Raw genomic sequence first — 26,026 nt, 5'->3', positions numbered from 1 at the left:
TTTTCCACAGATAATAATAAGTTTTAAATGACGATAAGCTCATTCGAATTTATTAAAAGAGCTACTGCAAATTTTAAACAACCCCATTATGCGCAAAAACAGGTTGGACAAACAAAAAACCAGATGACTATTATCTCAAGATATTGTGCTTTAGAATGCATTGGAAATTCTTTACAGCGCTTAAATGATTTCTGGCTAGAGACTAAAAAACAAACAACCAAATAAACAATTATATAAATGGCAATAAAGTGCTAATTCTTCGTTGCTCTTATCCCCTGACGTTTAAGTAGACCAATCTGCTTTAATTCTTTTGCGAATCACTTTCAATACGCCCATCGACCAAATTAATGGTTCGATCACAGTTTGCTGACAAACGCGGATCATGGGTGACCAGCAGTACTGCACAGTCTCGTTCGCGATTCACTTTATGGAACAACTCAAAAACCTCAGCTGCCGTCTGAGTATCAAGATTACCCGTAGGTTCATCGGCTAGAAGCAATGCCGGTTCAGTGATAAGCGCTCTGGCAATCGCAACCCGCTGTTGCTGACCACCTGAAAGTTCATTTGGTTTACGGTTGGCAAACTTTTCCAGACCAACCGCGGCAAGCAATTCACGTGCTTGTTGTATCAAAAATTTATCTGGTTTACCTCGTGTCAGCATCAATGGCATCAGTACATTATCCAAAGCCGTAAAAGCCTGAATAAGATGATGAAACTGAAAGACAAAGCCGATACTGTTGCCGCGCAGTGCAGTACGTCCAGCGTCATCCATGCTACTTGTCGCCTGCCCCAACAGATAAAGCTCGCCGCTACTGGGTTTATCCAGTAAGCCAAGGATATTCAACAAGGTACTTTTACCAGAGCCTGACGGACCAATCAGTGCAGCAAAGTCGTGACGTTCAATACATAGATCAATCCCATGCAACACCTCAACCTCATTGGGCTGAGCAATATTGTAAGACTTGCGCAGCGCCTCTAGACGTAACACTTCAGCGGACTGATCAGACATGACGAATAGCCTCCACAGGGTCGAGTGCTGCTGCGCGGCGTGCGGGTATAGCAGCAGCCAATACACCGGTCAGTATGGCCAATAACAATGCCAGCATAATCAGATCGATAGACACTGGAATATAAAACAAACCCGGACCAAAATTATTAAATACCCACACCAACGCGTAACTGGCCACACTGCCCAGAACCGAGCCAAGTAAGCCAAACATAGCGCCCTGAAATAGAAAAATTCGTAAAATTTGCTGTCGCGTCGCGCCTGTCGCACGTAAAATACCAATTTCTCGGGTGCGCTGCACAACGCTAACCAACAATACACTGGCAATGCCAAAGGCCACCGAAATAGCCACAAAAACAATAATCATACTGGTTGATAGACTCTGCGCTGAAATCGCATTCATTAATTGCGCATTGGTTTTAATCCAGCTTTCGGCTTGTAGTGATGTCAGACGTCCGACCTGTGCAGCCACATTTTCTGCCTCAAAAATATCGGCAACAGTTAAGTCAATGACCGTGACACCACCGGGGAGGCTGAGCAAAGATTGTGCCTGTTTCAAGTCCAGATAGACATAGCGAGCATCCAGCTCACGTACCCCCAGTTCAAAGATACCAGCAATATTCACCACCGCACTGTTCTGCTGACCAGTATCCAGCCGCAGCTTACTGCCCACCTGCACCCCTAGATCTTCAGCCAATTGGCTGCCAATCAGCACCTCATCGGCTCCCACGCGTAGCTGACCACTGATCAGATACTCTTTAAGGGGAATGATTTTCTGATAACGCTCAACATCAATACCCACCAATGCCACCGACTCCAAAGCATCACCACGCTGGGCAAATGCAGGCCCAGATACGACTGGTGACACAGCTGTCAATAATGGCAACTGATCCAGAGTTGCGGTAATCTGCTGCCAATTGTTGATAGAGCGTAGGCGCTGTGGGCGTTTATCTTCTTGCAACAACTGTAAAGTACCTGCTGCCGGTGCTATTATTTGGTTGACATCATCCGGTGACAACAAACGGATATGAGCCTGTGTGCCTAAGGTGCGCTGGATAATATTGGACTGTAAACCTTGCATTAAAGCCGTAACGAACACAATCACAGCTACACCCACTGCAACCCCCACAGTAATCATGATGGATTGCGCACGCCCCTCGCGCAAAAAACTGATGGCAATGGTCCACTCGATCCAAAGTCGCCCAAAAAAATGTTTCAATCGAATTTCACCGGTAATTCATTCTTGCTGTTTGCGTTATTGGCATGGTTGGCAAACGCTGTTTTTTGCAGCTTTAAGCGTACCCGCGTACCATCCGCGAGTGAGGATTCAGCATCAGCCAGTACATGATCACCCGCACTTAAACCTGAAATTACCTCAGACATGGCCAAGCCACGTAACCCCAAAATGACCTGCTGACGTTGTATTTTCCCATCACGCAGCAACAGCACCCTTGCCTGATTGCCCTGTACATCACTTAAAGCATCATTTGGAATAACCAATGCTTGCTCTCGCTTGCCCGTTTCAATATTCACCGACACCGTCATATCCTGACGCAAAAACTCAGGCACTGGATTAACCGCTAGCCGAACCTCCACCGTACCACGCTGTGGGTCAATGCTGGGTGCAATAAAATTGATACGGGCAGGAAAAGCTTTATCTGGATAGGCATCGGCAATGACTGCCGCATTTTGCTGTAATGCAAGCCGTGGTAAATTTCGCTCGTCGAACGGCACACGAATTTCCGTGCTGCCATCAAGCGCAATCGTGAGCAAAGTTCGCCCCGGCTGTACCAGATCACCTGGTTCTACATTGCGTGTTAGCACTGTACCTGCCACTTCGGCGCGTACTTTTGTTTTGGCAAGCTGTGCTTGTAGTGCAGCAAGACGCTCACGGAGCAGAACCTCCTCAACTTTACCGGGTGCCAGTGCTGCCACTCTTAAACGTGCCGACTCAAAGTTATTACGAGCAACCCTCTCTGCCTTGTCCGCCTGCTCCCTTGCTTCGGCTGACAACATTGCAGGTTCGGTCAAATTGCGTCTACGCTCTGCTTCACGGCTAGCCTGTTCAAACTGTACTTTCGCATTCGCCAAATCCACTTCAGCTTGTGGACGCCTGCTGGTCGCCAACTCGGTCAGCGCAGCCTCTGCCTGCCGTACCTGAGCAGTCATCTCATCCGATTTCAGTACCAACAGTAAATCACCGCGTGAAACCCGATCCCCTTCTTGCACAAGCCGCTCAAGTACCACCCCAGTAATTTCACTGCCAATCTGGGTACGTGACACCGTCACTACTCGCCCAGTCGCGACTACGGTTTGCACCAATGGCATCGACGCAACGGTATAACCCGACAACAGCGGCCCCCGCCACCAGTGAAATACCGCAAAACCAACTGTGAGCATAAGCAGTATAATCATAACCACAGATTTATAGCGGGCAGCGCGCAATGAGCTTCTCCAGTTCAAATTAAAAGCCTAGTACCTCAATCAAAAGTACCATGCCCTGTAAAACAATATATTTTAAAACGCATTCAAAAATCTGTCTCACTCACTCAACGAGAAATGAAACAGATTTTTTAAATTAACAGTAACTCATTGAGCTTAGATTACTTTTATAAATAAAATTCACCTATTCAATAGAGAGATGTCTATTGTTACTCTTCTAAAAGACTTCTTAACATCCACGCTGTTTTTTCATGTACTTCAAGTCTTTGCGTGATGATATCTGCTGTTGGCTGGTCATTGACTTCATCGACAATCGGGAAAATAGCGCGAGCCGTGCGCGCAACAGTTTCATGAGCATTGACCAATAAGCTGACCATTTCCTGTGCTTTTGGAACGCCTTCTACTTCTTTAATTGCGGTTAATTTTACAAATTGTTTATATGTCCCAGGAGCAGGAAAACCTAAAGCACGAATTCGCTCAGCAATGATATCCAATGCGTTCCATTGCTCAGTATATTGGTTCATAAACATGTTATGTAAGCTATTGAATTGTGGCCCTGTAACATTCCAGTGAAAATTATGGGTCATCAAATATAAAGTATAGCTATCAGCGAGTAGTTTTGATAAACCCTCAACAATTTTGGCACGATCATTATGAGAGATGCCAATATCAATTTTCATGGTTTTAGATTGTTTTTTAGAAGTACCCATCTTAAGATTCCTTATATTTTAAGTATTTGTTTATTCTATATAAAGTTAAAATTTATCACTCAGACCATCAGTTCTGTCGAACAAAGGATATCTGTTGTTATACTCCCCTAACAGCATTTTGCAAACCTTTACGATCATAAAATTTCATCGCCATTAGATCGACCTTAAGTTGTATTACAGCAAAAATACCGCTTCTCCAAGCGCTAGATTTTTCATCACTTTCATTTCTATTTTAGCACCCGCTATGTGCAATTTTGCTTGCTTCTGTTAAGGCGTCCTCTGCATTGGCATAGGCTTAAAGATTATTTCTAGGCACAGATATAGCCGTAATAGAATCCCACTTCTATACATAGATCTTCTAAAAGCATAAATAAACCAAGTGTGTTGATTAACTGAGATTCATCCAAGCCTTAAATCAGTTGGAAATAACATGAAATCCAAGCATAAAAAAGGTCGCATTTAAGCGACCTTTTCTACAACAAAACAAATGTGAGTAACACCATGCGTAATCTTGAGACAAAAGTAATGATTTATCAATAATTACAACAACGTGTATTACTCAAAGGCAAATTACATCATACCGCCCATACCACCCATGCCGCCCATATCTGGCATAGCAGGTTTGTCTTCTGGGATATCAGTGATCATGCATTCTGTTGTTAGCATTAAAGCAGCAACAGATGCAGCATGCTCAAGTGCAGAACGCGTTACTTTAGCTGGGTCAAGAATACCCATTTCAAGCATATCGCCATATTCACCTGTTGCAGCGTTATAACCGAAGTTACCTTCACCATTTTTAACAGCATTAATCACAACAGATGGCTCATCACCCGCATTGGCAACGATTTGACGTAAAGGTGCTTCGATTGCACGACGTAAAATGTTGATACCAACATTTTGGTCATCATTTGTACCTGTTAAGCCATCAAGTGCAGATGCAGCACGTACCAACGCAACACCACCACCCGCAACTACACCTTCTTCAACCGCAGCGCGAGTTGCATGAAGTGCATCGTCTACACGGTCTTTCTTCTCTTTCATTTCAACTTCTGTTGCTGCACCAATTTTGATGACTGCAACACCGCCTGCTAATTTAGCAACACGTTCTTGAAGTTTTTCTTTGTCGTATTCTGAGGTTGATTCTTCAATTTGCGCACGGATTTGAGTCACACGTTCAGAAATTTGAGTCGCATTACCAGCACCATCAACAAGTACTGTATTTTCTTTAGAAACAGTCACTTTATGCGCTGTACCTAAATCTTGAAGAGAAGCTTGCTCTAGAGACATGCCAACTTCTTCAGAAATCACAGTTGCACCAGTTAAGATCGCGATATCTTGCAACATTGCTTTACGACGGTCACCAAAACCAGGTGCTTTAACCGCACATACTTTAATAATGCCGCGCATGTTGTTGACAACAAGTGTTGCTAACGCTTCGCCTTCAACATCTTCAGCAATAATAAGCAGTGGTTTACCCGTTTTAGCAACAGCTTCTAACACTGCAATCAATTCACGGATGTTGCTGATTTTTTTATCAACAAGAAGAATGAACGGATTTTCAAGTTCAGCCGTTAAAGTTTCTTGTTTGTTTGCAAAGTACGGGCTGATATAACCACGGTCAAACTGCATACCTTCAACAACGTCAAGCGAATCTTCAAAGCCTGAACCTTCTTCAACCGTGATCACGCCTTCTTTACCCACGCGTTCCATTGCTTGTGCAATGAGTTTACCCACAGTGGTGTCAGAGTTTGCAGAAATTGAACCGACTTGTTCAATGGCTTTCGTGTCTGAAGCTGGTTTAGCTGTTGCTTTAATATTTTCAACCACGGCACGAACAGCAAGGTCGATACCACGTTTCAAGTCCATTGGGTTCATACCCGCAGTTACAGACTTGATGCCTTCATTCAAAATAGCTTGCGCCAATACAGTTGCAGTCGTTGTACCGTCACCAGCGATGTCATTGGTTTTTGAAGATACTTCACGAACCAGTTGAGCGCCCATATTTTCAAATTTGTCTTTTAAAACAATTTCTTTAGCAACAGTTACACCATCTTTAGTGATGTGCGGTGCACCAAAAGAACGATCAATAACAACGTTACGACCTTTAGGACCTAAAGTCACTTTTACTGCATCTGCAAGTACGTTTACGCCTGCAATCATTTTGCTACGTGCTGAATCACCAAATTTTACGTCTTTAGCTGACATGACTTACTCCAAATATTTTTAATTTTCAAGAATCTGATTCAATAGAACAGGTCTGTATTAGCCTTCTAAAACGGCTAAAATATCAGACTCTTTCATTACAAGAAGTTCTTCACCATCAACTTTTACTTTTGTTCCAGCATATGCGCCAAACAATACGTTATCGCCTACTTTAACGTCTAAAGCACGTACACCAGTGTCAGTGATTTTACCGTTACCTACAGCAATGATTTCACCTTGAGCAGGTTGTTCAGCTGCTGAAGTACTTAAGATCAAACCACCGGCAGTTTTGGTTTCCTTCTCAACACGGCGAATAACAACGTTATCATGTAAAGGACGAATGTTGCTCATTTGAAACTCCATCTACCTGATTGTAAAAACAGGTCTTTATACAGTGAATGGATAATGACTTAATTATTCCATGGGTCATTATCAGAAAATAATTTCGATGACACTTTTGTGGGGATGGAAAAAAACGCTTCAAGGGTAAAATGAAAAAATATTTATGATTTTGGCTTTTTTTTATTCGATTCTCGCTATTTCTTGATTTAATCTGCATTTCTTTCATTCAGAACAAAATCAGCTAACGCATTATCAAAATAATAATGTGCGATAGCACAATTGGCATGGATCACATTAAAACTGTTTGGTAAACTACCATGTAAGCGATATGACGTTGCCGTTCCTGCATGAATTTCTAACACCGCATGACTCGCATTTAACTGATAAAGCTCATTCAAATCATAAACAGCCGTATGATGTAAATGCCCATGTAATAAGCCATTTAGCCCACTTTTACTCCACACTTCCAGCGCCATTTGCCCCAATATTGGACAGTCTTTCACGCCATGTTCAGCATTTGGAGGGGTATAAAAAGGTTGATGCGCCACAATTAATTTAATTTTATTTGGTGGCGCCTGCTGCAAAGACTGATCAATCTGCTGAATTTGCTCCAGTGAAATATGCCCTTTGGTATGATAACGTCGCCGAATACTGTTCACACCCACAATAAAAAAGTGTTCTGTTTCCAGTGTGCTTTCCATATTGCCAAAAAATAACTGATAACGGGTAAATGGGCTGAAGACCCGATTCCATAAGTGATACAGTGGAATATCATGATTCCCCGGCACGACCAAATAAGGCAGATTTAAACTGTCCAAAAACTGTTTACAATCATAAAACTGCATATAACGCGCACGCTGGGTTAAATCACCACTGACCACAACAGCTTCAATTTCATGCTCTAGACAAAACAACCTGATCGCAGCCATACAGGCAGATTTCTCAGTACCAAAATGTAAATCAGACAGATGCAGAATCATAAGGCACCATGACTTTTAACGCATTTTTCCGCACAGTAATTTTTAATGGTGGCTGCATTTCCACAATTTCTCCATCGATAGCAACAGTCAGCTTGTTGCGCTTCGAATGAACCTTGACTTCATCTGCTGCAAAACTGTAAACATCTGGGGCTTTTTCCAAATTCCCTTGAATCAATTGCCACAGCATTTTAAATAAGGTCAGTTTGTCACTTTTCGCGACCACCACCCCAGCAACCTGTCCAAGTTCTGCGCATTTGGCAATTTTCAAATTCATTTCCGCTAATTGCAATTGATTATTGCCAAAAAAAATCAGCGGTGTTTTGACTGGATACTTTTTACCATCCACTTCAACTTCAAGCTTCAATTCTTTACGATCACGGATTAACACATCCAAACTTGAAGTATAAGCATGCAAAGGGAATCGACCAAAACGCTGATTGTAAAGTTCGCGCTTTTGAATAAATAATGGATACAAGCCCAAGCTGGCATTGTTTAGGTAAATATGATCATTGATCTGTGCCACATGAATATTTCTGGTGGTTCCTGTAGCAATCACTTTTGTGGCTTCAAGCAAATCCAGAGGAATATTCAGCACCCGAGCAACATAGTTAAAAGTACCTAAGGGTAAGATTCCCATCGGAATATCCAAACCCATTAAGCTTGCAGCGACAGCATTTAAAGTGCCATCCCCGCCTGCTGCAACAATCACGCCTTTATGTTCTGAGTAGCGATGCCGTGCCAATACCTTTTGCATCAAAAGATCGAAACTGCTCTGTGAACTGATTTCAAAAGACTGAATTTCAAAACCATGCTTAGATAATCGATCGATGATTTGCTCATAAAACTCAGCTTGGTTTGAAGCGTGAAATCCTGACTTTGCATTATAGATAATGGATAATGGTTTGTGCTGTTTAAACATTTTTATACACAATTAAAGCTTTTGTTCTAATTTCAACCAGTTGAGCTATTATTTAAAGCCCCTTTATGTAAAAATTGAATTAGCACCATTTATTTAATCAATAACAATTCTCATAAAGAATTAATGCATAAACAATTGATTATTAAAAACATAATTAAAATAAATAACACTCATAAATACATTAAATAAAGAGATACAGATTGTAAAAACCTAATAAACAATTGTATTTTATCGTTTTTATAACAAATCAACCTAAACCACCTACAGAAATCCAGCACGTCTTTGGTCTTATTTTTTTTATGATTTTATGCTTTAATACAGCCACTTTTTTTTCATATTTTATCTGAGTGATGTATTTCATTACTCAGATTGTACTTTTTACAGTTAAATTGTACACATTCGAGATAGGCCTCACCATGACCCAAGTGAACGCACCAGAATTCGTTCGTCACCCTAAGCTTATTGCATGGGTTGAAGAAATTGCAAAATTAACGAAACCAGCGAAAATTGAATGGTGTGACGGCAGCGAAGAAGAATATCAACGTTATATCAACTTGATGATCGCTAACGGCACTATGCAAGCGCTTAACCAAGAAACTCATCCTGGTTCTTATCTTGCTAATTCTGATCCTTCTGACGTTGCTCGTGTTGAAGGCCGTACTTACATCTGTTCAGAAAAACAAGAAGATGCAGGCGCGACAAACAACTGGGAAGAGCCTGCTGCAATGCGCGCTCGCTTAAACGGTTTGTTTGATGGTTCTATGAAAGGCCGTACTTTGTACGTTGTTCCTTTCTCTATGGGTCCTTTAGGTTCTCATATTGCACACATCGGTATCGAACTCACTGATTCTCCTTATGTAGCAGTCAGCATGTCTAAAATGGCTCGCATGGGTAAAGCTGTTTATGACGTTCTTGGTACTGATGGTGAATACGTTCCTTGCGTACACACTGTAGGCGCACCGCTTGAAGCGGATCAAAAAGACATTGCATGGCCTTGCAACCCTGAAAAATACATCGTTCATTATCCAGAAACACGTGAAATTTGGTCTTACGGTTCTGGTTACGGCGGTAATGCATTGCTGGGTAAAAAATGCTTAGCTTTACGTATTGCATCGGCTATGGGGCGTCAACAAGGCTGGTTGGCTGAACACATGTTGATCCTTGGTGTGACCAATCCACAAGGTGAAAAACATTACATCGCAGCGGCATTCCCTTCTGCTTGTGGTAAAACCAACTTTGCAATGTTGATTCCACCAGCAGGTTATGAAGGCTGGAAAATTGAAACTGTAGGTGACGATATTGCTTGGATCAAACCAGGTGAAGACGGTCGCTTATATGCAATTAACCCTGAAGCTGGTTTCTTCGGTGTAGCACCGGGTACAAATACCAAAACCAATCCAAACTGTATGGCGACTCTGCATAAAGACGTGATCTATACCAACGTTGCGGTAACGGACAACGGTGAAGTTTGGTGGGAAGGTCTAACCAAAGAAGCGCCTGCTAACCTCACCAACTGGAAAGGTCAACCACATACTGGCGCAGAAAAAGCAGCACATCCAAATGCACGCTTTACTGTTGCTGCGGGTCAATGCCCTTCAATTGACGCTGACTGGGAAAATCCAGCAGGTGTTCCAATTTCAGCGTTCATCTTCGGTGGTCGTCGTGCAGACACAGTGCCTTTAGTTTCTGAAGCGTTTGACTGGGTTGATGGCGTATATAAAGCAGCAACAATGGGTTCTGAAACCACTGCTGCTGCTGTTGGTCAACAAGGTGTTGTTCGTCGCGATCCGTTTGCGATGCTTCCATTTGCTGGCTACAACATGGCTGACTACTTCTCTCATTGGTTAGAATTGGGTGAACAAGTTGCAGCTAAAGCTGAAGTTGCAGGCAATAAACTTCCTAAAATCTTTAACGTAAACTGGTTCCGTCGCGATGCTGAAGGCAACTTCGTATGGCCTGGTTTCGGTCAGAACATGCGTGTTCTTGAGTGGATGATTGACCGTTGTGAAGGTCGCGCTGAAGCGACTGAAACACCAATTGGTCTTGTTCCAACTTACGAACAATTAAACTGGGAAGGTATTGATTTCTCTAAAGAGCAATTCAACACCGTAACAGCGCAAGACAAAGATCAATGGATCAAAGAGCTTGAAAGCCATACTGAATTATTCAGTAAACTGGGTGAGCGTTTACCCGCTGCTCTAACAGCACGTCAAAATGAACTTTTAGAAGCAGTTAAAAAATCTGCTTAATCTAAAGTGAATAAAAGGTCGCTTCGGCGACCTTTTTTTTAGAATTACACATTACAAAAAATCTAAAAAACTTTATTACAACAAGGGGCAACTCATGCTAAAAACATTCACACTAACAGCCTGCTTACTCGGCGTATCTAGTCTTGCGATGGCTAAACCAGAGACGACCGAACAACCTGCTATTCATATCTGTGCAATCAAAGGTACGCCAGATTCTAGCCAATTTCAGATTAAAAAACGTATTAAAGTTGCCAAAGGTACATACGGCAGCGTCGTAGAGCTGTATCCGCGCTTTGCAGAGCGAGCGCATCAAGTGGGTGGTAACGTGGTCATCAGCTACAATGCCAGCCAAAGATTTGGATTTTGGCCTTGGCGAGTTGTACGACCAGTAATGTGGGGCACAGCTGTAAAATGGAATACCCCTGTTGACTGCAAAGCACTAGGCGGCATAGAAATCTAATGATTTAAAACAGCTAAAAAGGTCACTGCGGTGACCTTTTTTTATATAAACAACCTATAGCTCAAAATAAAATTTAAAATGGATAGCAACCCGAGCTGCTATCCATTCAAAGTTAACATCGCAAAAAGCAAATGGAGTCGGACAAGATCATTGCCATTTCCACCCAAAGGCTCAAAATATCCAATCAAAAAATTAAGCTACAGCAGACATGGCACGGCGTTTATGTAGCTCAAGCAAATACTCATCCAGAGCTTGAATCTCAGTTTCAGTAAATTCTAGACCTAATTTACTTCTACGCCACAAAATATCAGAACTCGTGATCGCCCATTCTTGATTCACCAAATAATCCACTTCTTGCGCATACAGCCCATGCCCAAAATCTTGCCCAAGCTCATGTAACATTGAAATATTGTTCAAAAACACCCACACCCTTGAACCATAGGCATGCGCCCACCTTGAAGCCAATTGAACAGATACATCTTGAACTGCTTGTAAAATCTGCTGAATTAAAAGTTCAACTGAAACCAAGTTCTCTGCACCGGGCAATAACGCTTTTTCTGTCCAAGGCTTTTTCATGGTCGGGAAGAAAGGCTGTAAGTATGTCATGGCAGATTCTGCTAACTTCCTATAGGTGGTGAGTTTACCTCCAAACACCGAAAGCAAAGGCGCATCCTGCTCTTGCGAGAGCGCCAAAGTATAATCACGGGTAATCGCCGATGGATTATCAGACTCATCATCGCATAAAGACCTCACGCCTGAATAAGTATATAAAATATCCTGAGGACCTAATTGATGCTTAAAGTGATCATTATAAACATCCAATAAATAGTCCATTTCTGGCTGGGTAATCGCAACTTTATTTAAATCACCTTGATATTCATGATCCGTTGTCCCAATAAGGGTGTATTGATCTAAATAAGGAATTGCAAAAACAATCCGGTGATCATCATTTTGCAGAATAAATGCCTTACCCCCTGCATAAATTTTAGGCACAACAATATGACTGCCTTGAATCAGCCGAAGACCATAAGGTGATTTTTGCTTTAAATTCTGTTGAATAAATTGCGCCACCCACGGCCCAGCAGCATTCACCAACGCCTTCGCCTGAACGGTATAACGGCCTTGCGTATTTTCTAAATCAATCACCCACAAACCATTTTCACGGTAAGCCGATGTACATCGGGTTTGGGTCGCAATATGAGCCCCTTGTTCCCGCGCTTGTATCGCATTTAACACCACTAATCGTGCATCATCCACAGCACAATCAGAATATTCAAAACCCTGAGTAATTTCCGCTTTTAAAGGGCTTGTTGCCACATCAAAAGTAATATGTTTTGAACCTGCTAATTTTTCTCTTTTACCCAAATGATCATAAAAAAATAAGCCCGTTCGAATTAGCCACGCAGGACGCAAATGGGGCTGATGGGGCATAATAAAACGCAAAGGGCGAATAATATGCGGGGCTTTGGCCAATAAAATCTCTCGTTCGGCTAAAGCTTCACGCACTAAACGAAACTCTTTATGCTCAAGATAACGTAAACCACCATGAATAAGCTTACTGCTCGCTGAAGAAGTATGACTGGCTAAATCATCCTTCTCACACAAAAACACAGACAAGCCACGCCCTACAGCGTCAACAGCAACACCAACGCCATTAATTCCACCACCCACAACAACCACATCATAAACAGGATGACTAACTTGCATGATTCCCTCCCTTATATTATTAAAAAAATTGGGCTTAAACTTGTTCTTATTTTAGGAAACTTAACACTATTTAAAATGAAATGACACCGAGAAATCATCTATCCGTTTAATGGAAAGAAAATCACCATTTCACATGAGTGATTTAAAGCATTTACAGCAATAACTCCCCTCTTCCTTTCAACCTATTCCTTAAAAAACCCAATATCGCACATTTTTTGTACAAAACTAAAAATCCATATGCTTATGTCATTAAAACAATTGGTTTACCATTTAAAAAGAATAACAAAATGGACGTGTCGATATGATTGAACAAAATGTCCCGCAAGCACATCTAGACACTAAAACGCGGGTCAAATCCATTCTAGGCGGATCAGCAGGTAATCTGGTTGAATGGTATGACTGGTATGTCTATGCTGCATTTACATTATATTTTGCCCATGCATTCTTCCCCAAAGGCAGCCAAACTGCACAATTACTCCAAGCTGCTGCTATTTTTGCGGTCGGCTTTTTAATGCGCCCGATTGGGGCTTGGATTATGGGCATTTACTCAGATAAAAAAGGACGTAAATCAGGCCTAACCCTTTCTGTGACACTGATGTGTATTGGCTCCCTGATGATCGCGATCGCTCCCACGCATGATCAAATTGGGATATTTTCACCGATTATTTTAGTGGTTGCCCGACTCATTCAAGGCTTAAGTGTTGGTGGAGAATATGGTGCAAGTGCAACCTATCTCAGTGAAATGGCAGAAAAAAATCGACGCGGCTTTTTTTCCAGTTTTCAATATGTCACGCTTATTGCAGGACAGCTCACCGCCCTCTGCGTTTTACTCATTTTGCAATTTGTACTCACCGAAGAACAACTCCATGCTTGGGGATGGCGAATTCCATTCTTTATCGGTGCTTGCCTCGCTATTGTGGTCTTTTATATTCGTCGCGGACTATTAGAGACTCAATCTTTTAAAAATGCACAACAAGATAAAAACCAACCTGAATCCAGCATGTTTTCCTTATTCAAACATTATCCTAGACAAGCATTTACAGTTTTATTTTTAACTGCTGGCGGTACGGTTGCTTTTTACACTTACACGACTTATCTACAAAAATATCTGGTAAATACTTCCGGATTTAGCAAACCTGAAGCTACGCAAATCACCACCTTGGCACTGTTTATTTTCATGTGTTTGCAACCCTTCGCAGGTGCTTTGTCCGACAAAGTTGGTCGAAAACCGCTCATGATTAGCTTTGGTGTACTTGGTGTTTTATTTACTTATTTCCTCTTTGATAAATTAGGACAAACTCAAGATTATTGGTCAGCATTTTGGATTTGCTTAGTAGGTTTAGTGATTGTTACAGGTTACACATCCATCAATGCTGTGGTGAAAGCAGAAATGTTTCCTGCCCACATCCGTGCATTAGGGGTTGCCCTTCCCTACGCACTTGCCAACACCCTATTTGGGGGAACAGCAGAGTTTTTCGCACTCAGTTTTAAAGAAGCGGGACATGAGTCTTGGTACTTCATTTATGTCACTATTTTAATTTCTATCTCTTTGATTGTTTATATCTTTATGAAAGATACCAAACACCATTCAGAAATTAAAGAACATTAATTTGAGGGCTTTTTTAAAGGAGATATTTTACAATTTTCTTTTGCTGGATGACATCATTATTCATGTCTAAGCCTATGCAACTTAGTTGAAAAATCATCTAAAAAAAGCTTTCTAAAGAGTCACCATTGGAAAGCTTTTTTATGCAATATAGACCGATCTGAGATCGTTAAAAAAATAAGCTTATGGCATACTCAATACAATAATAACGCTTGGAACTTTTGAAGATGAACAATACCTATAAATTGCTTGGCTTAGGTTTTATTGCGCTTGGGCTTACTGCGTGTCAAAGCACTCCCCGTCAAGACAATGGCTATACAGGCTATCAAATTGAAAGCCAATCGCAGAATACCGCAACTTTGGCTTATACTTTGGCTGGTCGCCAAAACCAACAAAAGGATGAAAATAAATTACAACGTGCATGTCAAAAAGTTTTAGGCGCAAACAAACAATACACCTTAAGTATTTTAAGTATCAATGAAATTGTAAACCCTGCCACTCAACCTGAAAAATCGGGTCGTCAAATTGGTAACAGCCGTACCAGTATTAGCTTGAGCAACACGCCCGACCTATACAACAGCGAAGATTATGCAACTCGCCAAGCCCTAAATACTCGCCCGAGTACATTGCGCGTGGTTCGTTATACCTGTTCTTAAGTAAAATAATCTATAAGACGCTCATTACAGCGTCTTATAGAAACTGACATTACGAAATTCCTTCGACTCATCCAAATCTGGCCAAGTGGTCGCACTACGTTCATCCAGTTTTTGATAATTCGAATGACTAAAGTTTTTTACTCGACTGTCTGCAACCCATACTTCTGGCGCAAATTTCAGAAACTCATCTAAGAAAAAACGATTGCATTGATCATAAAGTACATCCGCAGCCAAAAGTACATCGACTTGTTCAGCTTGATACAGATCATCTAAATATTCGAGTTCCACAGCATTTAATTCAGCATTGGCACGGCAAGAATCCAAACTGATTGGATCTATATCACAACAGATAACGCGTTTTGCACCTGCCATTTTCGCTGCAATGGCCACGACACCCGATCCTGCGCCAAAATCCAGAACGACTTTATCTTTGACATGATGCGGCTCTGCAAGCAACCACTGCGCCATTGCCAACCCTGAAGCCCAACAGAAGATCCAATATGGCGTATCGTTCCAAATACGACGAATCACTTCATCATCCAAGCGATCGGTTGGAAATACGGGTGGAATGAGCCACAGTGAAATGGGTGTCTCGGGAAGTTGCTGAGCTAAAAGATCACAATTTGGAATCACCTCATGCAAGGCTTTTAGCAGATGTTCGGGTGCTTGAGGAAATTGGAAAGTACAGGTCATGGACACTTTATATTTGTTGAATTTTTTAATAAACGCACGACGGGGTCTTACACGTTAAGACGCATGGTGTGCATAACCTTCGGTTCGACCTACTTTTGTTTCGACAAAAGTAGGAAAACCATTGCCATTTGCTGAACTCGACTGAAACCATCATTTATTTAATGCTTCGCAGAAACATTTTTATCGAATTTAGTCCTGCCTCAAACAGCAGCAAATGACGATGTCATGACTCCAAAACCAACATAAAACTGATTTTGGAATCTTATAAAAATTAACCTAAAGCTTTTTCAGCAGCTTCAACCGTTTGACGAATCAACGTGGTAATGGTCATTGGCCCTACACCACCCGGAACAGGTGTATACGCAGATGCCACATCTTCAATACCCACCAATTGAATATCACCCACACCGCCACCATCACGTGGATGGAAACCGGCATCAACCACCACAGCGCCTTGTTTAATCCAGTCTTTTTGGATCAATTCAGCTTTACCGACAGCACCGACAATAATATCCGCTTGTTTTACAAGTTCTGGAAGATTTTTAGTACGTGAATGACAAATCGTGACTGTTGCATTGGCTTGCAGCAACATCATCGCCATTGGTTTACCCAAAATTGCAGAACGACCAACAACAACCGCATGTTGACCTGCAATTTCAATGTTGTTTTCTTTTAGAATGGTCATGATGCCGGCAGGCGTTGCAGAACCGTATGCTGCTTCACCCATTGCCATACGACCAAAACCAAGGCAAGTTACACCATCGACATCTTTTGCAAGGGAGATTGCATCGAAACATGCACGCTCATCAATTTGTTCTGGTACTGGATGTTGCAACAAAATACCGTGAACATCTGGATTGGCATTGAGTTTCTCAATTTCTGCCAAAAGTTGTTCAGTGGTGGTTTCTTTACCTAATTCAACTTTTAATGAATCCATACCGACACGACGGCAAGCATTCCCTTTCATACGCACATACGTTGCAGATGCACCATCATCACCGACCAAAATCGTCGCAAGGATTGGGGTACGACCTGTTTTTGCTTTTAACGCTTCTACACGTGTTAGCAAGTCAGCTTCAATTTGTTTTGCCAATGCACGACCATCTAAAACTAATGCCACGGCACATCTCCAGAGTAGATATGAATCAATTTCGCAAATAATACATGATTATTTAGCCAATTTTATTCTATATGCCGATTTTATGTGCATATACACTATTTATAGTATTGTTTTTTTTTCAAAGGTTGCTAATATACGCATCAACAAGACATGGCGGGGTGGCAGAGTGGTCATGCAGCGGACTGCAACTCCGTGTACGCCGGTTCGATTCCGACCTCCGCCTCCATCTTGTTAAAATGCCCGAGTGGTGAAATCGGTAGACACAGGGGATTTAAAATCCCCCGCCCACAAAGCGTGCCAGTTCGAGTCTGGCCTCGGGCACCATTTTAATACTTCTTAAAATGGTGCAATAAAAATCCCAGCTTATGCTGGTTTTTTTATGTCTGAAATTTGAGTTTAACAATATTTATATCATAAAAACTTAGCGATTTATTTCCGATCTTTATTTCTTATTTTACCCCCTTCTTACGCAGCAGCACTTGTAGTGGTCTAATAAAACCGCTCACCTTTTAAAACAGAAAAAAATCCCTCTTTATTACAGAGGGATTTAAGAAGACTTAAATTTTTAAATCACTTCCACTACGATCTTACCGACATGATCACCTATATCCATCGCAATATGCGCATCGACAATTTGATCAAACTTAAAGGTCTTGTAAATCATAGGTAAACATTCACCTTTTGCCCAAAGTGGTGCAACAGTGTCTTTTAAGCCTTGAGCAATTTCAGCTTTTTCAGCCGTGGTACGCGCTCGCATAGTTGAACCGGTAATGGTCAAACGTTTCATCATAATTTGACCGAGTTTTACATCTTTGGCTTTAGCCCCAGCCAAAAATGCGATATAGACCAAACGCCCATCACGACGTAAAAGATTTAAATTACGCTCTAAATAAGGTGCACCGACCATATCTAAAATTATATCTACGCCACCATTATCCGTTTTCTCATTAATCACTTGTTCGAAGTCTTGAGTTTTATAGTTAATGGCATCTGTAAGTTCTGCAATAGCAGCCACCTTGTCATCAGAACCGACCGTTGCAAAAGTTTTAAGACCAAGCACTTTACACAGCATCAACGCAGTCGTACCAATCCCACTGGTTCCACCATGAACCAAAATGGTTTCGCCCGCTTTGGCTTTAGCCATTTGGAATACATTTGCCCAGACGGTAAAGAAGGTTTCAGGAATCGCTGCCGCTTGACTAAAACTGACATTTTCAGGAATGTTCAAAGTCTGGCTTTCAGGCACAACGCAATATTCTGCGTAGCCACCGCCATTAGTAAGCCCACAAACTTTATCACCCACTTTAAACTGACTAACATTTGTACCGACTGCAATAATTTCCCCAGCCACTTCCAAGCCCGGTACAGGTGTTACACCTTTAGGCATTGGGTATAAGCCTTGACGCTGTAAGATGTCTGGACGGTTAATACCAAAGGCATGTACTTTTACTAAAACTTCGTCTGCTTGTGCAGTTGGAATAGCGACGGCTTCATAAGCTAATTTTTCTGGGCCACCCGGTTCGGTAATGATGACTTGTTGCATGGTTGCTTGTGACATTTAAGCGTTTCCCTATTCGTTACTTTTAATATTTTAAAATTCTATTTGAACATAGATAGCAGAAGGAATGAAGTCAGCTCGGACTTATGTCTTAAACGTTTTCATTATGTATGGAAATACTCAACTGAATGAAATTTAGAAATTTTTAGCACTTAAAGCTTTATTTCTATTTTTATTCAATTTACTGTTAGGCCAACACCAACAATAAAAATGATACATAGATATGGATTTAAAAATCGTATTTTTGTTTTGTACGCTTCCCTGTTTGGCAATTGTTTTTCTAACGTGGATTTTACACTTTCCGTGGACTTGGCTATTTAAAACCGTGATTACTTTTGAAATCATGGTTGCGATTATTGTTTTTATTATTGAGCTTGATGCAAGAAAAACGCCGGGAAATAGCGGTTGGATTATGATCTTTGCAGGTATCTTTCAGATCTATTTTGCAGTACTGCTTATGTTGGCCCGTTTAGTGATCTGGCTGATAAAAAAACAGGGCTAAATCTTATGAATTCACCCCATCTTTTATATTCAACGTTTTAATAGTTTTTTTATTTTGGCATTTCTACAAATTGCATCAAGAATTTACGAACCAGAGGAATAAAGACCAGAATTAATGGAAAAGCCACCAACCAAGACAATGCCCACGTATGCAGCCAGATCGAAATAAACCCATCGACCAAACCTTTATTCATCAACAGATTAAAACATGACAGTGAACCACTCATGACACATGACAGGATTAAAGGCATGAGCCAAGCCATATGTTTAGGATGAAATTTTGGAAGAGAATTTGACATAAAGCACCTAAGGGATATGGATTAAATAAGCACTTAACTTTCTTTTGGAGCAGATTTTTTTAGCGCTTTCATAAACTGTACAAACTGAGGCATAAACTCTTTAAACAAAGGTACATCTTTATTTTCCAGTAACACCTCACTAAACAGTTTTAGCCCAACTGCGAACGCTTTTGCAGCTTCATCATCAACCAGTTCTGTTTTCTGCACATACGCCAATACCTTAAAAATGTCGTCATGGTTATAGGCTTTAAACTGCAACGCTTCTGTATATGTAGATGGATTGCCTTGCGCATCTGCAATATGTTTTACAGTCACTTCATATTCATGTTGTTTCATATTTTTCTCCTACAAGCGGCCAATATTTACCGCTGCTTGATCGATTTGTTCTGCAATTAGACGGACTTCTTCAGCATTAATTTCTGAATTTTTCAGCTTCAGGCGTAAAGAAGTTTTTAGATTTTCCATCGCACGATAAATGTCGATGTATTGCTGATTGTTTTGAATTTCGCGGCGGGTTTCGAATCGACCTAGAATATTTTCGACTTGCGCTTGCTGAGCATTTAAATGCTCTACGCCTGTTTGAGTAATGCTGTATTGTTTACGGTCACCTTCGATTTTTTCTGCGGAGATGAACTGCATATCTTCTAGATAATTCAGTGTCGGATAAATCGTGCCTGCGCTTGGGGTGTAACCGCCACCAACGATCTCACCTATTTCTTTAATAATTTCATAGCCGTGCTTAGGTGCGAGCGAGATAAGATTCAACACCACAAGCTTCATATGCCCCGCTTCAAACAAGCGGTTTTTGCGTGGTGTTTGTGTATTTTCAAGGTCTGTAAGCAGTTCTGGATTGGGAGTTTTAGACATAACTAAGATATAGCTTTACTTAATTAAGATATATCTTAACATATCTTTATGTTGTTTAAAAAGCGTCTTTATCAAATTTAAAAACCATGTTGAGTCTAACTACTTTTATGTTCATTATTTTTATTACAAAAAAACTACCATATGGTGGTTTTTAGAATCCCAGCTTCATGTTGTAAGAAGATTATCCTTGTCCTTTAAATTCTCTAATCATCTGTGCTGTAATATCTTTCGCATAACAAATCGGTGCATATCCACCCGCCCGATTGTATGCACTACGCTTACCACAGCGGCTACCATTACGTGCAGTATTGTATGGACAAGGACAATTTCCCGGATAACTTTCTATCGACTGCTGAATAATTTTCTGTTTAATTGCTGCGGTATTTTCCGTGCCTTGCTTCGCTTCCGCCCCAAAAGATAAACATAAGCCAATTAAAAATAATAATTTTTTCATAAATACCCCCTCAATATTTATATTGTATCGAGAAGTAATTTAAGTGAAAGTTCAACTTTAAAATGACTGTATACTATTCAACCACTTAAAGCTTACACAAATAAAAAACCCACCTAATGGTGGGTTCCTTTTAAATCAGCTCAGTCTTAAAGACGAACCAATTCCACAATTTTCTCAGCCAGTTCTTCAACTGACTCTTGCGCGAAGCTTACATCTGTACCTTCAGTCACAGTCGTAATCACCGCAATCCCTGTTTCACGAAGCAATGCGACTTGCGCAACATCTAAATCCGCTTTAGCAATCGCAACAATACCTTGTTGAAGCAATAAGCTCTCAAGTGCTTGTGCATTTTCCAAGGCTTTGTTCGACACCGTAATAGACGCAGGTTTTTGACCCAAACGTGCTGCACGGTCTTCTGCTGTGACAGGGTTGCTATGCGCAGACCACTCAACAGATTCTTCCACCATACCCGCACCAATCGTTACGTTATTCAAACGATCAATGAAAATAAACGAACCTGTATAACGGCTGTCTTGATAACGGTCAAATACCACTGGCGCATCAAATTCAACAGTCACATTGGCAATGGCATTGAGATCAAGATGATCCACTTGCATTTGCTCAAGTGTGTTCACGTTAGTACGGAAATTAATGGCAGTCACTTTCGCAGGAACAGTTTGTGTACCCACTTTTAAGTTATACAACTTGCCAATCACGAGCGGTTGATCCGCCATCCATACCACAGTCGCTTTTACAGAACGAGAAATTGCAGGAACACCCTGATCCGCACGGACCAACATATTGCCGCGTGATACGTCAATTTCATCGTTTAGCGTTAATGTCACCGCTTGACCTGCAAATGCATGTTCAAGGTTGCCATCAAAAGTCACGATTTCTTTAACCGTTGAAGACTTACCCGATGGTAAAGCAACAACTTTATCGCCCACGTTGATTTCACCAAGGGCAATCGTTCCCGCAAAACCACGGAAGTCGAGGTTCGGACGGTTTACATATTGCACAGGGAAACGGAAATCACGCTTCGCGGTATCACGGTTAATTTGTACCGACTCCAGCGTACCCATTAAGGTTTCGCCTTTGTACCACGGTGTGTGTTCCGAAACATTCACCACGTTATCACCATTCAATGCAGAAATAGGCGTAAAGATGATGTTGCTTGGCTTACGGTCACCCAACTGGCTGACAAAGTTGGCATATTCTGCTTGAATCTCATTGAAACGTGTTTCAGAGAATTCAACCAAGTCCATTTTGTTAATCGCAACAATAATGTTCTTAATACCCAACAAGCTTGCAATATACGTGTGACGGCGTGTTTGCGTTTGTACGCCATAACGCGCATCAATTAAGATGATCGCAAGGTCACAAGTAGACGCACCTGTTGCCATGTTACGCGTATATTGCTCATGTCCTGGGGTATCGGCAATGATAAACTTACGTTTTTCAGTTGAGAAATAACGATAAGCAACATCAATGGTAATCCCCTGCTCACGTTCTGCTTGTAAACCATCTACAAGAAGTGCCAAGTCAGGTGCATCGCCCGTTGTACCCACTTTTTTAGAGTCACGAGTCACGGCTTGCAATTGATCTTCATAGATCAATTTTGAATCATAAAGTAAACGACCGATTAAAGTACTTTTACCATCATCGACATTACCGCAAGTCAAAAAACGTAATAAGTCTTTATTTTCGTGTTGTTTCAAATATGCCAAGATATCTTGGCTAATCAGTTCAGATTGATGAGACATTGCTCAAACTCCACAAATTCATTGAAATCGATTTTTTAATCTCCCTAAATCCCTCTTTTTAAAGAGGGACTTTTTCTCCTCTCTTTCTTAAAGAGAAACTGGGAGAGATTAATTAGAAATAGCCTTCTTGCTTTTTCTTTTCCATCGAGCCTGCTTCATCATGGTCAATCATACGACCTTGACGTTCAGAGCTTGTGGCAAGCAGCATTTCTTGAATAATTTCCGGTAAGGTATTGGCAGTTGATTCAACCGCACCCGTGAGTGGGTAACACCCTAAAGTACGGAAACGTACCGATTTCATTTGTGGAACTTCACCTTCTTTTAAAGGCATACGCTCATCATCAACCATGATGAGTGTACCGCTACGTTCAACCACAGGACGTTCTGCAGCTAAATATAAAGGCACTAATGGAATACTTTCCAAATAGATGTATTGCCAAATATCAAGCTCAGTCCAGTTTGACAATGGGAACACACGAATACTTTCGCCTTTGTTCACTTTACCGTTGTAAAGATTCCAAAGTTCAGGACGTTGGTTTTTAGGGTCCCAACGATGCTTGCTATCACGGAAAGAATACACACGTTCTTTCGCACGTGATTTTTCTTCATCACGACGTGCACCACCAAAGGCCGCATCAAAACCGTATTTATCCAGTGCTTGTTTTAAGCCCTGAGTTTTCATGATGTCGGTATATTTTGAACTACCATGATCAAATGGATTGATCCCAGCGTCTTTCCCTTCTTTATTTTGATGAACGATCAAATCGAAACCATGGGTTTTTGCCATGTTGTCACGGAATGTGATCATCTCTTTGAACTTCCAGCCTGTATCGACATGCAATAGTGGGAATGGAAGTTTTGCAGGATAAAATGCTTTTAAGGCAAGATGCAGCATGACTGCCGAATCTTTACCAATAGAATACAACATGACCGGATTTTCAAATTCGGCAGCCACTTCACGGATAATGTGAATACTCTCAGCTTCAAGCTGTTTAAGATGAGTAAGTCTTTCCTCATTTATGGACATTGACAACACCAGCTCAGATCAACGTGTACTTATTACACTTTTAAAATATATATATTCATTATAAAGATTTAGTTATATGAACTATTGCTTGTTTTATTATATTGATATGCAAAATTATCATATAGAGCTTATCTAATAATAAGTATAAGTTTTTATTAATGATCAATTTGAAATGCATGATGATTTTACTTAAATACAGCCAATACAACAACTTCCGCATAAAATGTACAAAATATAGACTGATTGGTCATTTATCCAAAACATCTATTCTATTCAGCTGAAAAATTTCATACAGTGTCTAAATGCCTCCCATACCTTATGATGTGTTGAATGATGCTTACGCTAGACCACAAGATCGAAACCGTTAAAGCCAGCCTAGAAGATGCACAACTGGCAGGTTCTATCTATCAACATCATTCACATCTATGGGTCCTACAAGAACCCTTAAATGACGATGGTTCAATCCTCAATAATTTTGTTCAACATGAGCTGACAGCTGACCAAATTGGTCTGCAATTTGGTCTACGACTTTCAAACAATACATTTGAATTTTTACTTGGTTTAACCCACAGCAACCAAGACCGTCGCTATGAAATTGGTGCGGGGCATTTAAAAGCGGATCAGAAAGCCTTTAATTTACTTTATGCTTTTTATAATTATCCCAAAGCATTTTATTTGATTCACCTCCCTTTAATGGCAAATAGTGCCCAATTAGAAGAGGCGATTGAAAGCCAATTGTTTCACCAAGAACAGCTAGACTTTCTCAATAGCGCGATGAAAACCAATCCCATGGGGCAACAGTATAATTGGATGAAAAGTTTTATTGTGCAACAAGCCTTAGACATGAAAGTCCGAATGCAGACCTGCTTAGATTAAAATGAACCTGTTCTAAAATAGCCTTCATTTCACCTATAGCACAACATAGCAACCATAGGTATCTCTTGATTTATTCTGAGTATATTGTTGAAGAGATCAATTCTGCTTGATGTTCATTTGAATAAAATAATTGATTAAAAACAATGCATTTATTATTTCAATTTATCTCATGCTGTTATTCGGCATTTTAAAGCTGATTTTGCTGTTATTGGATGGTGGTTCTCAAAGCTTTTTACAACAATATTAAAATATTTACCAGAAATTATCCGTGAAAGCGTTAAACCTATGGAAAATATTGATGATATTAAGATTTTGCAAGTGACTGGTTTAGGTGGTATTGCTGGCAACAATGCACAAGGTGAAGGCTATGCAGATCAAGGGCAAATTTCCCTATCTGATCAAGTGGTAAATAGTGCATTACGTTACCGCACTCAAGCGCCACTGATTGACAGCCTGATGAATGAACTGGGTATTCAAGGGGGTGATATTAATGGCTTAACGCAGAGTTTAAAACCTCAAATTACTTCAGCGAAGTAAGTCTTTAAAGTCTAAAAAATGCAGCCTAGATGCTGCATTTTTTATTTCATATTGAATAAATTTTATACAATCAATCTACGTAAACTTACTTAAGCTAACTCGAAAAAAAGCTACATTATCTGCTGATACTGCATATATATAGAGCACAATAATGACTCACTCTATTTACCCTGCTTTGCGGTTTAAAAAAAATGCCAAAACTGCATTGCAATGGTATTGCTCTATTTTTCCAAACAGCCAAATCATGCAAGAACATGACACTGCACTAAAAGTACAATTCGCAGGTGTTCCATTTATCGGCATTAATGGTGGTCCCCCTTTCACCCCCAATCCCTCTATTTCTTTTATGGTGATTTGTGAAAGTCGAACTGAAATTGATAAATATTGGAAACAATTGATTGATGCTGGCTTCGCACGAATGGAGCTGGGCCAATATCCTTGGAGTGATTATTATGGTTGGTTACAAGACCAACATGGTTTTAACTGGCAACTTTATTTAGGTAAATTATCGGACGTCAATCAACAAAAAATTGTCCCAACGCTCATGTATTGCGGTTCATATCAAGGACAATGCCTAGCCGCATTGAATTTCTATCAAACTCTATTTAAAAACTTTCAATCTCAAGGTGTTCTAAAATATAGCGAGGGAGAATATATTGGACAAGTCAAACATGCACAATTTACAGCCAACGACCTGACATTAATGGCCATGGACAGTGGCATTCAACAAAATTTCGAATTTAGTGAAGCCGTATCTTTAGTGATTGAATGCAAAGATCAAGCTGAAATTGACTATTACTGGAATGCCATCACCTTACATGGCACTGAAGACCAGTGTAGTTGGTGTAAAGATCAATTTGGTGTCAGTTGGCAAATTGTCCCGCAAAATTTATGGGAAATTTTAACAAATAATCCTCATGCTCTCACCGCATTATTTAAAATGAAAAAACTGATCATTCAGGATTTAATTCAAACAAAATAATTTTTTACAAACAATAATTTGAACACTAAACAGCCACCTTAGGGCTTTCATTTCGATAACTCAATAGGCA

The 26,026-nt window shown here is 40.7% G+C and carries 25 protein-coding genes, 2 tRNA genes and 1 pseudogene; 10 read left to right on the top strand and 18 right to left on the bottom strand.

Features of this window, described 5'->3' with window-relative positions; all coding sequences use genetic code 11:
- Positions 1 to 301: 301 nt before the first annotated feature.
- From F994_RS14605 to F994_RS14570, 8 genes are all read right to left on the bottom strand, one after another.
- Positions 302 to 1,009: an ABC transporter ATP-binding protein gene (locus F994_RS14605; protein ID WP_004651339.1), complete on the bottom strand. Its 708-nt coding sequence runs from the start codon at positions 1,007 to 1,009 to the stop codon at positions 302 to 304.
- Positions 1,002 to 2,225 carry an ABC transporter permease gene (locus F994_RS14600; RefSeq protein WP_004651338.1) on the bottom strand — a complete coding sequence of 408 codons (1,224 nt, stop codon included), beginning with the start codon at positions 2,223 to 2,225 and terminating at the stop codon, positions 1,002 to 1,004. The genes F994_RS14605 and F994_RS14600 overlap by 8 nt, the downstream gene beginning before the upstream one ends.
- Positions 2,222 to 3,451, bottom strand: coding sequence for an efflux RND transporter periplasmic adaptor subunit (locus F994_RS14595; RefSeq protein WP_004651336.1), 1,230 nt, complete (start codon positions 3,449 to 3,451; stop codon positions 2,222 to 2,224). The genes F994_RS14600 and F994_RS14595 overlap by 4 nt, the downstream gene beginning before the upstream one ends.
- Before the next feature lie 206 nt (positions 3,452 to 3,657).
- The gene (locus tag F994_RS14590) at positions 3,658 to 4,158 is read right to left on the bottom strand and encodes a Dps family protein (protein WP_004651335.1); all 501 of its coding nucleotides are present in this window, start codon (positions 4,156 to 4,158) and stop codon (positions 3,658 to 3,660) included.
- A 570-nt stretch (positions 4,159 to 4,728) separates the two neighbouring features.
- The gene (gene groL / locus F994_RS14585; RefSeq protein ID WP_004651334.1) at positions 4,729 to 6,363 is read right to left on the bottom strand and encodes a chaperonin GroEL; all 1,635 of its coding nucleotides are present in this window, start codon (positions 6,361 to 6,363) and stop codon (positions 4,729 to 4,731) included.
- Positions 6,364 to 6,420: 57 nt separating this feature from the next.
- Positions 6,421 to 6,711 carry a co-chaperone GroES gene (locus F994_RS14580; RefSeq protein WP_004651333.1) on the bottom strand — a complete coding sequence of 97 codons (291 nt, stop codon included), beginning with the start codon at positions 6,709 to 6,711 and terminating at the stop codon, positions 6,421 to 6,423.
- A 197-nt stretch (positions 6,712 to 6,908) separates the two neighbouring features.
- On the bottom strand, positions 6,909 to 7,682 hold the full coding sequence (locus tag F994_RS14575) for a metallophosphoesterase family protein (protein ID WP_004651332.1): 774 nt from the start codon (positions 7,680 to 7,682) through the stop codon (positions 6,909 to 6,911).
- A complete protein-coding gene (locus tag F994_RS14570; protein ID WP_004651331.1) occupies positions 7,663 to 8,601 on the bottom strand; it encodes a diacylglycerol/lipid kinase family protein in 939 nt (312 codons plus the stop codon). Before F994_RS14570 ends, F994_RS14575 begins: the two co-directional genes overlap by 20 nt.
- A gap of 416 nt (positions 8,602 to 9,017) precedes the next feature.
- Between F994_RS14570 and F994_RS14565 the strand changes: the two genes are divergently transcribed.
- Entirely contained in the window at positions 9,018 to 10,850 is a 1,833-nt protein-coding gene (locus F994_RS14565) for a phosphoenolpyruvate carboxykinase (GTP) (RefSeq protein WP_004651330.1), read from the top strand.
- Positions 10,851 to 10,944: 94 nt separating this feature from the next.
- The gene (locus F994_RS14560) at positions 10,945 to 11,310 is read left to right on the top strand and encodes a hypothetical protein (RefSeq protein ID WP_004651328.1); all 366 of its coding nucleotides are present in this window, start codon (positions 10,945 to 10,947) and stop codon (positions 11,308 to 11,310) included.
- Positions 11,311 to 11,502: 192 nt separating this feature from the next.
- On the opposite strand, the gene glpD is transcribed toward F994_RS14560, so the two are convergent.
- On the bottom strand, positions 11,503 to 13,017 hold the full coding sequence (gene glpD, locus F994_RS14555) for a glycerol-3-phosphate dehydrogenase (protein ID WP_004651327.1): 1,515 nt from the start codon (positions 13,015 to 13,017) through the stop codon (positions 11,503 to 11,505).
- Between the two features lie 301 nt (positions 13,018 to 13,318).
- Here glpD and F994_RS14550 point away from each other — a divergent pair, with 301 nt between their 5' ends.
- Both F994_RS14550 and F994_RS14545 read left to right on the top strand, forming a co-directional pair.
- The gene (locus F994_RS14550) at positions 13,319 to 14,626 is read left to right on the top strand and encodes an MFS transporter (protein ID WP_004651326.1); all 1,308 of its coding nucleotides are present in this window, start codon (positions 13,319 to 13,321) and stop codon (positions 14,624 to 14,626) included.
- 224 nt (positions 14,627 to 14,850) lie between these two features.
- Complete coding sequence (locus tag F994_RS14545) at positions 14,851 to 15,279, top strand: hypothetical protein (protein WP_004651325.1); 429 nt, start codon at positions 14,851 to 14,853, stop codon at positions 15,277 to 15,279.
- Between the two features lie 24 nt (positions 15,280 to 15,303).
- On the opposite strand, the gene F994_RS14540 is transcribed toward F994_RS14545, so the two are convergent.
- Positions 15,304 to 15,972: a class I SAM-dependent methyltransferase gene (locus F994_RS14540; RefSeq protein WP_004651324.1), complete on the bottom strand. Its 669-nt coding sequence runs from the start codon at positions 15,970 to 15,972 to the stop codon at positions 15,304 to 15,306.
- 271 nt (positions 15,973 to 16,243) lie between these two features.
- The gene (folD, locus tag F994_RS14535) at positions 16,244 to 17,092 is read right to left on the bottom strand and encodes a bifunctional methylenetetrahydrofolate dehydrogenase/methenyltetrahydrofolate cyclohydrolase FolD (protein WP_004651323.1); all 849 of its coding nucleotides are present in this window, start codon (positions 17,090 to 17,092) and stop codon (positions 16,244 to 16,246) included.
- Between the two features lie 152 nt (positions 17,093 to 17,244).
- Here folD and F994_RS14530 point away from each other — a divergent pair.
- Positions 17,245 to 17,318, top strand: a tRNA-Cys gene (locus F994_RS14530).
- A 12-nt stretch (positions 17,319 to 17,330) separates the two neighbouring features.
- Positions 17,331 to 17,416, top strand: a tRNA-Leu gene (locus tag F994_RS14525).
- 241 nt (positions 17,417 to 17,657) lie between these two features.
- Here F994_RS14525 and F994_RS14520 read toward each other — a convergent pair.
- A complete protein-coding gene (locus F994_RS14520) occupies positions 17,658 to 18,650 on the bottom strand; it encodes an NAD(P)H-quinone oxidoreductase (protein ID WP_004651322.1) in 993 nt (330 codons plus the stop codon).
- Positions 18,651 to 18,873: 223 nt separating this feature from the next.
- On the opposite strand from F994_RS14520, the gene F994_RS14515 reads away from it, so the two are divergent.
- A complete protein-coding gene (locus tag F994_RS14515; RefSeq protein ID WP_004651321.1) occupies positions 18,874 to 19,152 on the top strand; it encodes a hypothetical protein in 279 nt (92 codons plus the stop codon).
- 49 nt (positions 19,153 to 19,201) lie between these two features.
- Here F994_RS14515 and F994_RS14510 read toward each other — a convergent pair whose 3' ends face one another.
- From F994_RS14510 to cysD, 6 genes are all read right to left on the bottom strand, one after another.
- On the bottom strand, positions 19,202 to 19,450 hold the full coding sequence (locus tag F994_RS14510; protein WP_004651320.1) for a DUF2798 domain-containing protein: 249 nt from the start codon (positions 19,448 to 19,450) through the stop codon (positions 19,202 to 19,204).
- 33 nt (positions 19,451 to 19,483) lie between these two features.
- The gene (locus tag F994_RS14505) at positions 19,484 to 19,786 is read right to left on the bottom strand and encodes a DUF3861 domain-containing protein (RefSeq protein WP_004651319.1); all 303 of its coding nucleotides are present in this window, start codon (positions 19,784 to 19,786) and stop codon (positions 19,484 to 19,486) included.
- 9 nt (positions 19,787 to 19,795) lie between these two features.
- Positions 19,796 to 20,317, bottom strand: coding sequence for a PadR family transcriptional regulator (locus tag F994_RS14500; RefSeq protein ID WP_004651317.1), 522 nt, complete (start codon positions 20,315 to 20,317; stop codon positions 19,796 to 19,798).
- Positions 20,318 to 20,498: 181 nt separating this feature from the next.
- The gene (locus tag F994_RS14495; protein ID WP_004651316.1) at positions 20,499 to 20,771 is read right to left on the bottom strand and encodes a hypothetical protein; all 273 of its coding nucleotides are present in this window, start codon (positions 20,769 to 20,771) and stop codon (positions 20,499 to 20,501) included.
- A 146-nt stretch (positions 20,772 to 20,917) separates the two neighbouring features.
- Positions 20,918 to 22,534, bottom strand: a complete 1,617-nt coding sequence (gene cysN, locus F994_RS14490) for a sulfate adenylyltransferase subunit CysN (RefSeq protein ID WP_004651315.1) — start codon at positions 22,532 to 22,534, stop codon at positions 20,918 to 20,920.
- Positions 22,535 to 22,646: 112 nt separating this feature from the next.
- Positions 22,647 to 23,555, bottom strand: coding sequence for a sulfate adenylyltransferase subunit CysD (gene cysD, locus F994_RS14485; RefSeq protein WP_171065359.1), 909 nt, complete (start codon positions 23,553 to 23,555; stop codon positions 22,647 to 22,649).
- Between the two features lie 339 nt (positions 23,556 to 23,894).
- Between cysD and F994_RS14480 the strand changes: the two genes are divergently transcribed.
- From F994_RS14480 to F994_RS14470, 3 genes and pseudogenes are all read left to right on the top strand, one after another.
- Complete coding sequence (locus tag F994_RS14480; protein WP_004651313.1) at positions 23,895 to 24,437, top strand: hypothetical protein; 543 nt, start codon at positions 23,895 to 23,897, stop codon at positions 24,435 to 24,437.
- 240 nt (positions 24,438 to 24,677) lie between these two features.
- Positions 24,678 to 24,974 (top strand): annotated as a pseudogene (locus F994_RS14475) (flotillin domain-containing protein); the annotation flags it as partial.
- A gap of 151 nt (positions 24,975 to 25,125) precedes the next feature.
- Positions 25,126 to 25,956, top strand: a complete 831-nt coding sequence (locus F994_RS14470; protein ID WP_004651311.1) for a VOC family protein — start codon at positions 25,126 to 25,128, stop codon at positions 25,954 to 25,956.
- Positions 25,957 to 26,026 lie beyond the last annotated feature (70 nt).

This window comes from Acinetobacter bohemicus ANC 3994 (genome assembly GCF_000367925.1).
Taxonomy (GTDB): domain Bacteria; phylum Pseudomonadota; class Gammaproteobacteria; order Pseudomonadales; family Moraxellaceae; genus Acinetobacter; species Acinetobacter bohemicus.
Note: the sequence above shows the minus strand (reverse complement) of the source record. Positions and strands in the feature narration are given on the sequence as shown.